Raw genomic sequence first — 13,585 nt, 5'->3', positions numbered from 1 at the left:
GCACACCCCCAGGAACCCGGACGACCGCACGACCAGCCCCGGCACACCCCCAGGAACCCGAGCGACCGCACGACCAGCCCCGGCACACCTCCCAGGGGCGCGGGGAACTGCGCGACCAGCCCCCACCCACCCGCACACGTCACACCACCAGACGCCCCCGGCCCTCGCCGAGGCGCGCCTCACCTCATCGCCGCCGGCAAAAGCTCCGTCACCTTCGGCCAGTACTTCACCACCGCCTCCTCCACCGCCGGCAGCGCCCGCTGCCCCGCCAGCGCCAGCGTGATCGCGGCGACCACGCCCGCCCAGGCGACCGGGCCCAGCGGGGTGCAGCCGAAGAGCTGGCTCGCGCCCGGCGTCTGCACCAGGGCGACCAGCGCGGCGGCGGACCCGAGCGACGTCACCTGCACCAGCCGGCTGCCGCGCCGGTCGGCGAGGGTCTGGGCGAGCTGCGTGCCGACCACCGCGCACAGGGCCATGGTCGTCGAGCGGCGCGCCGTGCCCGGGGTGAAGCGGCCGAGGAGCCAGGCCGCGGTCGCCCCGAGCGCCGTGGTCAGGGCCCGGTGCCGGATCTGCCGGATCAGCGGCGCGCCCAGCACCGCCGTGCCGAGCGGCGCGCCCGCGTCGTCCTTCTCCTGCTCGGCGTCCCCCGTCTCCGTCACCGCCACGGCCATCGCCGGGAACAGGTCGGTGAAGAGGTTGACCAGCAGCATCTGACGGGTGGACAGCGGGGCGGCGCCGCCGAGGACGGTGCCGAGGATGCCGAAGCCGACCTCGCCCGCGTTGCCGCCGATCAGGATGGCGATGGCGTCGGCGACGCTGTGCCACAGCGCCCGGCCCTCCCGCACCGCCTCCACCAGCACCAGCAGGTCGTCGCCCGTGACGACCAGGTCGGCGGCGTTGCGGGCCGCGGCCGAACCGCGGGCGCTGATGCCGACGCCGATGTCGGCGGCGCGGATCGCCGCGGCGTCGTTGGCGCCGTCGCCGACCATGCCGACGACCCGACCGGCGTCCCGCAGCGACTCGACGACCTGGAGCTTCTGCTCCGGCGCCACCCGGGCCACCACGTCGGCGTCGCGCAGCATCCGGGAGCGGGCCGAGCGGTCGGCGGCGGCGAGTTCGTCGCCGGTGACCACGACCGCGTCCTCGGGCCAGCCCAGGTCGACGGCGATGGCGCGGGCGGTCTGCGGATGGTCGCCGGTCAGCACCACGGGCCGTACGCCCGCCTCGCGCAGCCCGCGCACCAGGGCCGGGGACGTCTCGCGCGCCACGTCGGCGAGCGCGAGCAGTCCGGTGAACTCCATTGCGGACGGCGGTTGTTCGAGCACGTCGGCCGCCTGCTCGCCCTCGCCGAGCGGCCGGCTCGCCACCGCGATGATGCGCAGTCCGGCACGGGCCAGGTCGTGCGCCGCGTCGGAGGCGTGCGACGGCGGACCGGCGCAGGCGGGCAGCACCGTCTCGGGGGCGCCCTTGACCACCAGCACGGGGACGCCGTCCGCGCCCCGGCCGACGGCGGCGGCGTATCCGCGGGAGGTCTCGAAGGGCAGGCCCTCGTCCTGCGTCCACTCCGGATCGGGCCCGGCGGCGTCCAGGACGGCCTCGTCGGTGGCGTGGGTCGGGCGGGCGCCGCCGCCGTTCAGGCGGGGGCAGGCGCGCGCGGCGATCCGCACGGTGCCGGCGGCGTCCGGGTCGGCGGCCTTGCGGACGGTGCCGTCGGCGCCCGCCACCCGGGTCAGCCGCAGCCTGTTCTCGGTGAGCGTGCCCGTCTTGTCGAAGCACACGGTGTCCATGCGGCCGAGGGCCTCCAGCGTGCGCGGGGTGCGCACCAGGACGCCGTGCCGGCTGAGCCGGCGGGCCGCCGCCAGCTGGGCCACCGTCGCCACCAGCGGCAGCCCCTCGGGCACGGCGGCCACCGCCACCGACACGCCACCGGAGACGGCCTGCCGGATCGGCGTGCCGCGCAGCAGTGAGAGACCGGTCACCGCCGCGCCGCCGGCCAGCGTCAACGGCAGGGCCTTGCGGGTGAGTTCCTGGAGCCGGGCCTGCACGCCCGCGGCCGCCGGCGTCCGCGCGGCCAGCGCCACCGCCCGCGCGGCCTCGGTGTGCTCGCCGGTGTCCACGACGACGGCCCGTGCCCGGCCCGCCACCACGGTCGTGCCCTCGAAGACCATGCAGTGCCGCTCGGCCACGGGGGCCTTCGGCGCCGGGTCCACGCGCTTGTCCACCGGCAACGACTCGCCGGTCAGCGCGGACTCGTCCACCTCCAGGCCGTCCTCCCACAGCAGCCGGGCGTCGGCGGGCACGACGTCGTCCGCCTTCAGCTCGATCACCTGCCCCGAGTGCAGCTTGGCGGCGTCCACGATCCTCGGCTCGCCCGCCGCGGGGGCCCCCTCCCCCTCCGCGGACGCCTGCGCACCCTCCGCGGGAGGCTCCTCGCTCACCCGCGCCTTCTGCTTCTGCTCCGCGAGCAGCCCGGACAGCGCCCGTTCGGCCCGCAGCCGCTGGAACCCGCCGACCAGCGCGTTCAGGTCCAGCGCGCCGACCACCAGCGCCGCGTCCACGACCGAACCGAGGATCGCGGAGGCCGCCGAACCGACCGCCAGCACCGGGGTGAGCGGATCGTCCAGTTCGCCGCGCACGGCCCGGGCCAGCTGCCACGACCACCGCACCGGCGCCAGCGCCCGCACCCGGCCCGCCCGTTCGGCCGTCTCCCGCATCCGTGCCGTGGCCCGCTCGACGACGGTCGGCTCGGGCTCGGTCTCGCGCTCCAGCCGGTCGCGTACGTCCGCCACGTCCAGCGCGTGCCACGCCACCCGCGGCCGGGGGTGCGGGGCGCGGGCCGCCGCCACGCCGAGGGCGGCGCGCGTCCCGGACAGCAGGGCCGCCGCCGCGCTCGCGTCGACCGGCGCGTGCCGCAGCCCGGGCAGCGGAGAACCGGCCCCCCTGCCGTGCGCCTCGCCGACCGCGACCAGCAGCCCGGACAGCGCCGCCCCGGCCCGGGCCAGCGTCTGCGAGCGGTTGCCGACCGCGCGGGCCGCCGGCACCGCCCGCAGCACCCGCCACACGTCGGCCAGACCGCGCGAGGCCAGCACGTCCGCGCCCCACGCCACCGGGGTGTCCGCGTCGGCCAGCGCCACGGCCACGTCACCGCCGTACAGTCCGGCCAGCACCGTGTCGTCGTCACCGGGCAGGGGCCGTACGACGGTGATGACGCCGCCTCCCTCGGCGCGCAGTTCGTCCACCACGTCCCCGAGCGGGCGGCGGGCGCTGACGACCTGGTCCGCGAGGCCGGTGAAGTCGGCCAGCGCCGGGTCCTCCACCATCACCACGCGCAGCCCCGCGCGCCGCGCCGCGTCCAGGACGTCCTCGGTCCACGGGTCCGCCCCCGCGTGCGGGGTGCGCAGCGCGCTGGGGTGCAGGACGACCGTGCCGGCCATCTCCAGCTGCCGCAGCCGCTCCGGGTCGCGCACCAGCACGCCGGTCCGGGACAGCGCGGCGCTCAGCACGGCGTGGAAGGCGGCGGGCCCGTAGCGCGCGGCCTTGGGCGATCCGGCGAGCACCGCCTCCGCGGCCTCCGCCAGGTCGTGCTTGACGAGCAGGGTCGCCACCGCGCCCGCCACACTGCCGGTCGAGGCGTGGGCGGCGTAGTCCTGAGCCGGGGAGGTGCGCAGCGGCGGGCGCAGGGCGAGGTCGGCGGGCAGGCTGCCCCGGTCCGGGGCGCACAGCCGGTCGTGCACGGCCTCGAAGGCCGCCGACCGGGTCACCTCCTCGGCCAACTGGCAGGCGCGCAGCGCCCCGTCGAGCACCAGGGAGGTCGGGCTCTGGCCGGCGCCGTGCACGGCCGCGTTGGCGGCGGCCAGGGCGACGTCCATGCGGTGGACGCCGAGCCGTCCGCGCAGCCAGGCGCGGAACCTGGGGTTCTCGCGCAGCAGCGTCGCCACGGCGGTCACCAGACGGGGCGAGGGCGGCAGCCGCAGGGACGACGCGGTCAGGGCGGCGGCGATGCCGAGCGCGTCGGCCGCGAGGGCGGTCGCCGCGACGCGCACGGCGGCCGGGTCGCCGGGGTGGGCCAGCTCCTCGACCTCGTCGTCGGCCCGGGCCAGCCCGTGCTGTTCGGCGAGGTCGGTCGCGCGGTCCACCACCCGGTCGGTGAGTTCCTCCTCGGTCGCGGTCACCACCAGCCGGGCCAGCCCGTCGTCCCAGTAGGCGAGCGCCACGTCGGGGTGCTCGGCGAGGGCCGCCGCCACGCGGCGCGCGACGTGTGCCGTGCCGCCCGCCCGGCGCACCCTCTCGGCCGCGGCCGGCCGCAGCGCGAGGTGTGCCCGGGGGCCGGCCCGCCAGTGGCGGGGGCCGCCCGGCAGCGCGGCGCGGGCGACCCGTGCCGCCCGCGCCGCGAAGTCCGCGCCGCGCACGCCGGCCCGTGCGGTGCCCGCGACCGCGCCGGCCGCGGCGCCCACGGCGGGGGCGGTGCCGCGCGCGACCAGCCGGGGGCCGGCCAGCACGATGCCGGCGACGGCACCCCGGGAACGCGTCAGGAGTCCACCGGCCATCTCTGCCTCTCAGCCCGCCTTCCGCGTGCGCGACGCGGACGCCTTCCCTCGGCCCCCGCTCCCGGCCGAACCGGCGGACCCGCCGCCGGCGGCGCCCTTCGCGGAGGTGGTCTTCTTCGCGGTGGTCTTCTTCGCCCCGGCGGTCTTCGCGGCGGCAGTCTTCGCGGCGGCGGACTTCCGCGCGGCGGCACCGGTCGCGGTGCCCTTCTGCGCGGCTGCGGCCCTGGTCGCGGTGGTCTTCCGCGCGGCGGTCCCCGTCGGGGTGGCCTTCGCCGTGACGGCCTTCGCGGCGGCGGACTTCCGCGCGGCGGCGCCGGACGCGGTGCCCTTCCGCGCGGCGGTCTTCGTGGCGGCCGACGTACTGCGCGCCGTCTTCGCCGCGGCCGTCTTCGCCGCCGCCGACCTGCTCGCGGCCCTCTTCGCCACGGCGCTCTTCCCGGTGGCGCCGGCCCCCGTGGCCGTGCTCCTCGTCGTGGTCTTCTTCGCGGCGTTCCTCTTCGCCGCCGTCGTGGCCGTCGGCGGGCTCCCGTCGGCGGCCGTCGCCCGTGCCGCCCCCGTCTCCTGCTGCGGGGACTGCTGTGGACGCGGCCGCGTCAGCCACGCCACCGCGGCTCCGGTGAGCGCCACCGGCCACTCCACCAGACCGGCGACGCCCAGCACCCCGGCCCCGGTGTAGACGACCATGCGCCGACCGCGCGGAGACACGGCTCCGATCCTGTCCAACGCCCCTTCGGCCACCCGGCCGACCGTCCCGGTGCCCGGCACCTTCCGCAGCGCCGAGGCGGCCGCGTGCAACGGTCGCGGCAGCGTCTGCGCCGACTTCTGCTCAGCCATGACTGTCCTCGCCCTGTGCGAACTGACGAAACCCTGGAACATCACCTTCCGCACATCCCCGGGTTCCCGCACCTCGGGCGGTCATCCCGGCGACGCCGCTCCGCGCTCCAGGGCGATCGCGTGCAGCTTCTCCAGCCGCTCCCGGGAGGTCTCGTCGGCCGGGACGTACGTCACCATGCGGGGCCCGGCCTCCGGCCCCAGCCACAGGTCCGTGTGGTCGACGCTGACGCGGCCCACGTACCGGTTGAGGAACTCCTTGCGCTTGCCGCGGTGGGCGACCACCTCGTACCGCTCCCAGGCCTCCAGGAACTCGGCGGACTCCGCCCGCAGCCGCTTCAGCAGCATCTTCCAGGCGGGCTCGGCGAGGTGATCGGCCATCGTGGCGCGGAACCGGGCGGCCATCAGCCGCTGGGCCTCCTCCAGATGGACGATGGACGACCGCCACTCCTCGTGGGTGAAGGACAGGATCATGCAGTTGCGGTCCTCGGGCGGCACCGCGTCCAGGTCGCACAGCAGCAGCCCGTAGGTGCGGTTGTGGGCGAGGATGTCGTACCGGCTGTTCTGCACGCACGCCGGATATGGCTCGAACTGCTCCAGCAGGGCGCGCACCGCCGGCGAGATCGAGGGGCAGACCGTCGCGGGCGTCGGGTCGACGGCGCCGGCCAGCCGGAAGAGGTGGGCGCGCTCGGTCGGGTCGAGCAGCAGCGCGCGGGCGAGGGCGTCGAGGACCTGCACGGAGACCTGGATGTCGCGGGCCTGCTCGAGCCAGGTGTACCAGGTGACGCCGACGGCCGAGAGCTGGGCGACCTCCTCGCGGCGCAGCCCCGGTGTGCGGCGCCGGCGTCCGCGGGGCAGTCCGACCTGTTCGGGGGCGATGCGTTCGCGGCGGCTGCGCAGGAAGGCGGCGAGTTCGTGCCGCCGGACCCGCGACTCCGCCTCCAGGGGCCGCCGTTCCCGGTCCGTCTCCCGAGCGGCCGTCCGGCTCGCCGCCCCCACGCCCTCCAGGGCCGTCGTCGTCATGTCTCCAGGGTGCCGCCGACCGGATCCTGTTGCCAGGTACTCCTTCTACCAGGACAAGAAGACTCTGGTACCGGTCCAAAGGGCGCAGCAGTCTCGATCCCGTGACCGAAACCCTCACTCCACGTCCTGTCCGTCCGGCAGCCCCGACGCCACCCGCGCTCAGCGGCCCCGGGCTGTTCACTGTGCTGCTGGCCGCGGCGCTCCCCCTCGTCGACTTCTTCATCGTCAACGTCGCCCTGCCCTCCATCGGCACCGACCTCTCGGCGGGCGAGTCGGTCCTCGAACTCGTCGTCGCCGGGTACGGGGTGGCGTACGCCGTCCTGCTCGTCCTCGGCGGCCGGCTCGGCGACCTGTTCGGCCGGCGGCGGATGTTCCTGGGCGGCATGGCCGCCTTCGGCCTGACCTCGCTGGCGTGCGGCCTGGCGCCGGACGCCTGGTCGCTGGTGGCGGCGCGGGTGGCGCAGGGCGCCTCGGCCGCCGCGATGCTGCCGCAGGTGCTGGCCACCATCCAGGCGACCACCTCCGGCCCCCGGCGGGCCAGGGCCATGAGCCTGTACGGGGCCACGGCGGGCCTGTCGATGGTGGCCGGCCAGATCCTGGGCGGCGTCCTGGTGGCCGCCGACATCGCGGGCACCGGCTGGCGCGCGGTGTTCCTGGTGAACGTCCCGGTCGTGCTGGCGGGCCTGCTGCTGGCCGTCCGCGCGGTCCCGGAGACCCGCTCGGCGCGCCCGGAGCCGGTGGACGGCCCCGGCACGGTCCTGCTGGCCGTCTCGCTGCTGACCCTGCTGGTCCCGCTCACCGAGGGCCGGGCGGCGGGCTGGCCGCTGTGGACGTGGCTGACGCCGGCGGCGTTCCCGTTCGCGGCGGCGGCGTTCTACGCGGTGGAGCGCCGGGCGGACCGCGCGGGCCGTACGCCGCTGGTGCCGCCGAGCCTGTTCGCGATCGTCTCGCTGCGGCGCGGGCTGCTGCTGATCGTGCCGTTCTCGGTCGGCTTCAGCGGTTTCATGTTCGTCATCGCGGTCGCGCTCCAGCAGGGCGCGGGTCTCGGCCCGGTGGCGGCGGGGACGGCGCTCGCGCCGCTGGCGGTGGTGTTCTTCCTCGTCTCCCTCGCCGGGCCCCGGCTCGTCGCCCGGTACGGCACCCGGGTGGTGCCGGCGGGTGCCGTGCTCCAGGGCGTGGGCCTGGCCCTGATGGCGCTGGCCGCCTGGCGTTCCTGGCCGGACCTCGGCCCGGTCGAGCTGCTGCCGGGCGCGGCGGTCGCCGGGGCCGGTCAGGCGCTCCAGCTCCCCGTGGTCTTCCGGATCGTCCTGTCGGAGGTTCCGCCCGCCCGTGCGGGGGTCGGCAGCGGCGTCATGATGACGACGCAGCAGTCGTCGCTGGCGCTGGGGGTGGCCGTCCTGGGCACGCTGTTCCTGTCCCTGGTGCCGGCCCTGGGCATGCGGGACGCGCTGGTGACGACGCTGCTGGTCCAGTTGGCGGCGGTGGCGCTGACGGGGCTGCTGGGCCTGCGCCTGCCGCGGACGATCGGCTGAGGCGGCCGGACGCCGGTGGCGGCCACGACGGACCCGGACCCGGCGCCGCTGACTCGGACCCGGCGCCGCTGACGCGGGCCTTCCGGAGGTGCGCGGCCGGCGTCCGGCGTCCGGCCGCGCGGGCGGCGGCCCGGGCGTCGCGGGCGGCGGCCCGGGCGTCGCGCCGCTCCGCCCCTCCCTTGACGAAAGGTCTGGACCAGAGCATTGTCATGCCTGCGCCACCTCACCCCCACACAGGAGGCCACGTCGCATGACACGTCGTCGATTCCGTCTGTTCGCCGCCGCTCTCGCGGCCGCCGTCCTCACTCCCCTGACGGCCACCGCGTCGTCCGCCGCCCCGTCCGCCGCCCCCGCCGCCGACACCTGCGCCGTGAAGTCGAAGCCGGCCGGCAAGGTCCTCCAGGGCTACTGGGAGAACTGGGACGGCGCCGCCAACGGCGTGCACCCGCCCTTCGGCTGGACCCCGATCACCGACTCGCGCATCGCCGCGCACGGCTACAACGTGCTCAACGCGGCCTTCCCGGTCATCCGCTCCGACGGAACGGCCCTGTGGGAGGACGGCATGGACACGGGCGTGAAGGTGGCGACGCCCGCGGAGATGTGCGCGGCCAAGGCGGCCGGGCAGACGATCCTGCTCTCCATCGGCGGCGCGACCGCCGGCATCGACCTCAACTCCACCGCCGTCGCCGACCGTTTCGTCGACACGATCGTGCCGATCCTGAAGAAGTACAACTTCGACGGCATCGACATCGACATCGAGACCGGGCTCACGGGCAGCGGCAACGTCAACCAGCTCTCCACGTCCCAGGCCAACCTGATCCGCATCATCGACGGCGTCCTCGCCCGGATGCCCTCGAACTTCGGCCTGACCATGGCCCCGGAGACCGCCTACGTCACCGGCGGCAGCATCGTCTACGGCTCGATCTGGGGCGCCTACCTGCCCGTCATCAAGAAGTACGCCGACAACGGCCGCCTGTGGTGGCTGAACATGCAGTACTACAACGGCAGCATGTACGGCTGCTCCGCCGACTCCTACGCGGCCGGCACCGTGCAGGGCTTCACCGCCCAGACGGACTGCCTGAACAAGGGCCTGGTCATCCAGGGCACCACCATCCGCGTGCCCTACGACAAGCAGGTGCCGGGCCTGCCCGCCCAGCCCGGCGCGGGCGGCGGATACATGTCGCCGTCCCTGGTCTCCCAGGCCTGGAAGCACTACAACGGCGCCCTCAAGGGCCTGATGACGTGGTCGCTCAACTGGGACGGCTCGAAGAACTGGACCTTCGGCGACAACGTGAGGGCCCTCCAGGGCCGCTGACGCCCGGGGCCGCAGAACGCGCCCGCCCCCCGCCCGGACGAACCGGACGGGGGGCGGGCACACGCCCGGGAAGGCTCAGCAGCCGACGAGCCGCGACGCGAGGTAGCCCTCGATCTGGTCGAGCGACACGCGCTCCTGCTTCATCGTGTCCCGCTCGCGGACGGTCACCGCGTTGTCCTCGAGCGTGTCGAAGTCCACGGTCACGCAGAACGGCGTACCGATCTCGTCCTGGCGGCGGTAGCGGCGCCCGATCGCACCGGCGTCGTCGAACTCGATGTTCCAGTTCTGCCGCAGCGCCTGCGCGAGCCCCTTGGCCTTGGGCGACAGCTCCGGGTTGCGGGAGAGCGGCAGCACCGCGACCTTCACCGGCGCCAGGCGCGGGTCGAGGCGCAGCACGGCGCGCTTCTCCATCTTGCCCTTGGCGTTGGGCGCCTCGTCCTCGACGAAGGCGTCCAGCAGGAAGGCGAGCATCGCCCGGCCGACACCGGCCGCCGGCTCGATGACGTACGGCGTCCAGCGCTCGCCGGCCTCCTGGTCGAAGTAGGAGAGGTCCTGGCCGGAGGCCTTGGAGTGCGCGCCGAGGTCGTAGTCGGTGCGGTTGGCGACGCCCTCCAGCTCGCCCCACTCGCTGCCGCCGAACTGGAAGCGGTACTCGATGTCGGCGGTGCGCTTGGAGTAGTGGGAGAGCTTCTCCTTCGGGTGCTCGTACCAGCGCATGTTCTCTTCACGCATGCCGAGGCCGGTGTACCAGTTCCAGCGCTGCTCCATCCAGTACTCCTGCCACTTCTCGTCCTCGCCCGGCTTGACGAAGAACTCCATCTCCATCTGCTCGAACTCGCGGGTGCGGAAGATGAAGTTGCCGGGCGTGATCTCGTTGCGGAAGGACTTGCCCATCTGGGCGATGCCGAACGGCGGCTTGCGGCGCGAGGTGGTCTGCACCTGGGCGAAGTTGGTGAAGATGCCCTGGGCGGTCTCGGGCCGCAGGTAGGCGACGGAGCCGCTGTCCTGGGTCGGGCCGAGGTGGGTGGAGAGCAGGCCGGAGAACTGCTTGGGCTCGGTGAAGGTGCCCTTGTTGCCGCAGTTGGGGCAGTTGAGGTCGGCGAGGCCGTTCTCGGGGGCGTGGCCCTTCTTCTCCTCGTACGCCTCCTCCAGGTGGTCCGCGCGGAACCGCTTGTGGCAGGAGGTGCACTCGGTCAGCGGGTCCGTGAAGGTGGCGACGTGACCGGAGGCGACCCAGACCTCGGGGGCCAGGATCACGGACGAGTCGATACCGACGACGTCCTCGCGCGAGGTGACCATGTAGCGCCACCACTGGCGCTTGAGGTTCTCCTTGAGCTCGACACCCAGCGGACCGTAGTCCCAGGCGGCGCGCTGACCGCCGTAGATCTCACTGCAGGGGAATACGAAGCCACGGCGCTTGCTCAGGCTGACGATGGTGTCGATCTTGTCGGCGGCCACGGTGCTCTCTTCATTACGACGACGGGCGACGAAGCGAGATGCTTCCAGAGAATGCCTCAGGTTACCGGCGCGGGACGCCCCCCGGCCAAATCGGGGGCCGTTCGGGGGCTTGTTGACAACGGTTTCCAGATTCGTTGAAAATGACTGTCATGAACGTACGACGACGCCGCATATCCGGCATAGCGGTCACCGCGGCCACCGCACTCGGTCTCGGGACCCTCTCGGCCTGCTCCAGCGACACCGCGGCGGCGGGCAACACGGACAAGTTCGACGTCGTCGCGTCCTTCTACCCGATGGCCTTCCTCGCCGAGCAGATCGGCGGGGACCACGTCAACGTCACCAGCCTCACCGGGCCCGGCCAGGAGCCGCACGACCTCGAGGTCAGCACCAAGCAGCGGGCGCAGCTGGAGGAGTCGGACGCGGCGCTCTACCTCAAGGGTCTCCAGCCCGCCGTCGACGAGGCCGTCACCCAGTCCGGGATCGAGACGAAGATCGACGCGGCCTCCCTGACCTCCCTGGAGGAGCACGGCGACGAGGTCGGCGGCCACGCGGCCGGGCACGACCACGCCGAGGAGGACGAGCACGGCCACGACCACGGCGAAGAGGGCGGCAAGGACCCCCACGTCTGGCTCGACCCGGTCAAGTACGCCGAGGTCGCCCAGGGCGTCGGCAAGGCCTTCGGGAAGGCCGACCCCGACCACGCCGCCGACTACGAGAAGAACACCGCGGCCCTGGTCAAGAGGCTCGGCGACCTGAACACCGAGTTCGAGACCGGGCTGAAGGACACGAGGACCAGGGTCTTCATCACCACGCACGCCGCCTTCGGCTACCTCGCCGAGCGCTACGGCCTCACCGAGGAGGCCATCAGCGGCCTCGACCCCGAGTCCGAGCCCAGCGCCGCCCGGATCAAGGACCTCCAGAAGATGGCCGCCGCCGACGGCGTCTCCACCGTCTTCTACGAGACGCTCGTCAGCGACAGGACCGCGAAGACGGTCGCCAAGGACGCGGACCTCAGGACCGACGTCCTCGACCCGATCGAGGGCATCACCGGCAAGTCCCGCGGCGACGACTACTTCCAGGTCATGGAAGCCAACCTCAAGGCCCTCCAGACGGCCCTGGGCGCCAAGTGACCGGCCGGACCGACCGGCCCGGCCGGACCGACCCACCGGAGGGTGACATGACCGAGTCCGTCATCGCACTGCGCGGCGTCCGCGCCGACCTCGGTTCGCGTCCCGTCCTGCGCGGCATCGACCTCACCGTGCGCCGCGGCGAGGTCGTCGCCCTGCTCGGCGCCAACGGCTCGGGCAAGTCCACGGCCGTGCGCACGATCATCGGCCAGGTGCCGCCCGTCGCCGGGGAGATCGAGCTGTTCGGCACCCCGCGCCGCCGGTTCCGCGACTGGGCGCGCGTGGGCTACGTCCCGCAGCGCACCACGGCCGCGGGCGGCGTGCCCGCCACCGTGACCGAGGTGGTCTCCTCCGGCCGCCTCTCCCGCGCCCGCTTCGGCGTCCTGCGCAGGGCCGACCACGAGGCGGTGCGCCGGGCCCTCGGTCTCGTCGGCATGGCCGACCGGGCCAGGGACTCCGTGAACGCCCTCTCCGGCGGCCAGCACCAGCGCGTCCTGATCGCCCGCGCGCTCGCCTCCGAGCCCGAGCTGCTGATCATGGACGAGCCGATGGCGGGCGTCGACCTGGCCAGCCAGGAGGTCCTGGCCGCCACGCTGCGCGAGCAGGTCGCCGCCGGCACCACCGTCCTGCTCGTCCTGCACGAGCTGGGCCCCCTGGAGCCCCTGATCGACCGGGCCGTCGTCCTGCGCGACGGCTGCGTCCTGCACGACGGCCCGCCCCCGAAGGCCGTCGGCCAGCACGCCCTGCCCGGTCACGACCACGTACACCCGCACGCACCCGCGGGCGCCGAACCGATCCGCACGGGACTGCTGAGCTGATGGAACTCCTGAACTACGCCTTCATGCAGCGGGCGCTGCTGGCGGCCGTCCTGGTCGGCGTCACCGCCCCCGCCGTCGGCATCTACCTCGTCCAGCGCCGCCAGGCCCTCATGGGCGACGGCATCGGCCACGTGGCCATGACCGGCGTCGGCCTCGGCTTCCTGCTCTCCTGGTCCCCGGTGTGGATGGCGACCCTGGTCTCCGTCCTCGGCGCCGTCCTGATGGAGCTGATCCGCTGGTACGGCCGCACCCGCGGCGACATCGCCCTCGCCATGCTCTTCTACGGCGGCATGGCCGGCGGCGTGATGTTCATCAACCTCGCGCCGACGGGCTCCAACGCCAACCTCACCTCGTACCTCTTCGGCTCGCTGTCGACGGTCTCCGAGTCCGACGTGACCGCGATCTGCGTGCTGGCCGCCTTCGTGGTGCTGGTCACCCTCGGCCTGCGCCGCCAGTTGTTCGCGGTCAGCCAGGACGAGGAGTTCGCCCGGGTCACCGGCCTGCCGGTGCGCGCGCTGAACCTGCTGACCGCCGTCACGGCCGCGGTCACGGTGACGGTCGCGATGCGCGTCGTCGGCCTGCTGCTGGTGTCCGCGCTGATGGTGGTCCCGGTGGCCGCCGCCCAGCAGCTCAGCCGCAGCTTCGCCGCGACCTTCGCGATCGCCGTCGCGATCGGCGTGACCGTGACGATCGGCGGCACGGTCACGTCCTACTACCAGGACGTGCCGCCCGGCGCGACGATCGTGCTGCTGACCATCGGCGCGTTCATCGTGCTGACCGCGCTGGCCACACCGCTGGCCCGGCGACGCGCGCGGGCCGCCGCCCTCGCCCGGTCCGCCGCGGACCCCGCGGAGTGCCGGATTCCGGCCTCCCGGGGGGCCGGTGACGAAGTCGGCGCCTGACCGCTGACGGCCCGGGCTGGCACAATGGCCCC

General features: G+C 74.5%; 9 protein-coding genes. 6 read left to right on the top strand and 3 right to left on the bottom strand.

The window, feature by feature from the left end:
• Window positions 1–179: 179 nt before the first annotated feature.
• On the bottom strand, window positions 180–4,547 hold the full coding sequence (locus tag ACZ4V6_RS02585; protein WP_467821909.1) for an HAD-IC family P-type ATPase: 4,368 nt from the start codon (window positions 4,545–4,547) through the stop codon (window positions 180–182).
• A gap of 25 nt (window positions 4,548–4,572) precedes the next feature.
• On the opposite strand from ACZ4V6_RS02585, the gene ACZ4V6_RS02580 reads away from it, so the two are divergent.
• Window positions 4,573–5,223, top strand: coding sequence for a hypothetical protein (locus tag ACZ4V6_RS02580; RefSeq protein ID WP_467821908.1), 651 nt, complete (start codon window positions 4,573–4,575; stop codon window positions 5,221–5,223).
• A 239-nt stretch (window positions 5,224–5,462) separates the two neighbouring features.
• Here the strand turns inward: ACZ4V6_RS02580 and ACZ4V6_RS02575 are convergent, their stop codons facing one another.
• Window positions 5,463–6,401: an MmyB family transcriptional regulator gene (locus ACZ4V6_RS02575; RefSeq protein WP_467821907.1), complete on the bottom strand. Its 939-nt coding sequence runs from the start codon at window positions 6,399–6,401 to the stop codon at window positions 5,463–5,465.
• A gap of 101 nt (window positions 6,402–6,502) precedes the next feature.
• Between ACZ4V6_RS02575 and ACZ4V6_RS02570 the strand changes: the two genes are divergently transcribed.
• Both ACZ4V6_RS02570 and ACZ4V6_RS02565 read left to right on the top strand, forming a co-directional pair.
• The gene (locus tag ACZ4V6_RS02570; RefSeq protein WP_467821906.1) at window positions 6,503–7,933 is read left to right on the top strand and encodes an MFS transporter; all 1,431 of its coding nucleotides are present in this window, start codon (window positions 6,503–6,505) and stop codon (window positions 7,931–7,933) included.
• A gap of 250 nt (window positions 7,934–8,183) precedes the next feature.
• Window positions 8,184–9,248 (top strand): chitinase, encoded by a 1,065-nt coding sequence (locus ACZ4V6_RS02565; RefSeq protein WP_467821905.1) that lies wholly within the window; start codon window positions 8,184–8,186, stop codon window positions 9,246–9,248.
• Between the two features lie 75 nt (window positions 9,249–9,323).
• Here ACZ4V6_RS02565 and ACZ4V6_RS02560 read toward each other — a convergent pair whose 3' ends face one another.
• A complete protein-coding gene (locus ACZ4V6_RS02560) occupies window positions 9,324–10,706 on the bottom strand; it encodes a glycine--tRNA ligase (RefSeq protein WP_467821904.1) in 1,383 nt (460 codons plus the stop codon).
• 149 nt (window positions 10,707–10,855) lie between these two features.
• On the opposite strand from ACZ4V6_RS02560, the gene ACZ4V6_RS02555 reads away from it, so the two are divergent.
• Genes ACZ4V6_RS02555 through ACZ4V6_RS02545 form a run of 3 tightly spaced genes read left to right on the top strand, consistent with a single transcriptional unit; the run spans window position 10,856 to window position 13,553 of the window.
• Window positions 10,856–11,836, top strand: a complete 981-nt coding sequence (locus ACZ4V6_RS02555; protein ID WP_467821903.1) for a metal ABC transporter solute-binding protein, Zn/Mn family — start codon at window positions 10,856–10,858, stop codon at window positions 11,834–11,836.
• 47 nt (window positions 11,837–11,883) lie between these two features.
• Window positions 11,884–12,651, top strand: coding sequence for a metal ABC transporter ATP-binding protein (locus ACZ4V6_RS02550; RefSeq protein WP_467821902.1), 768 nt, complete (start codon window positions 11,884–11,886; stop codon window positions 12,649–12,651).
• A complete protein-coding gene (locus tag ACZ4V6_RS02545) occupies window positions 12,651–13,553 on the top strand; it encodes a metal ABC transporter permease (protein WP_467821901.1) in 903 nt (300 codons plus the stop codon). The genes ACZ4V6_RS02550 and ACZ4V6_RS02545 overlap by 1 nt, the downstream gene beginning before the upstream one ends.
• The last annotated feature ends 32 nt before the right edge of the window (window positions 13,554–13,585 follow it).

Source organism: Streptomyces sp. NPDC029152, assembly GCF_055564355.1.
The sequence above is the reverse complement of the archived record's forward strand: the minus strand, read 5'-3'. Positions and strand labels throughout refer to the sequence as shown.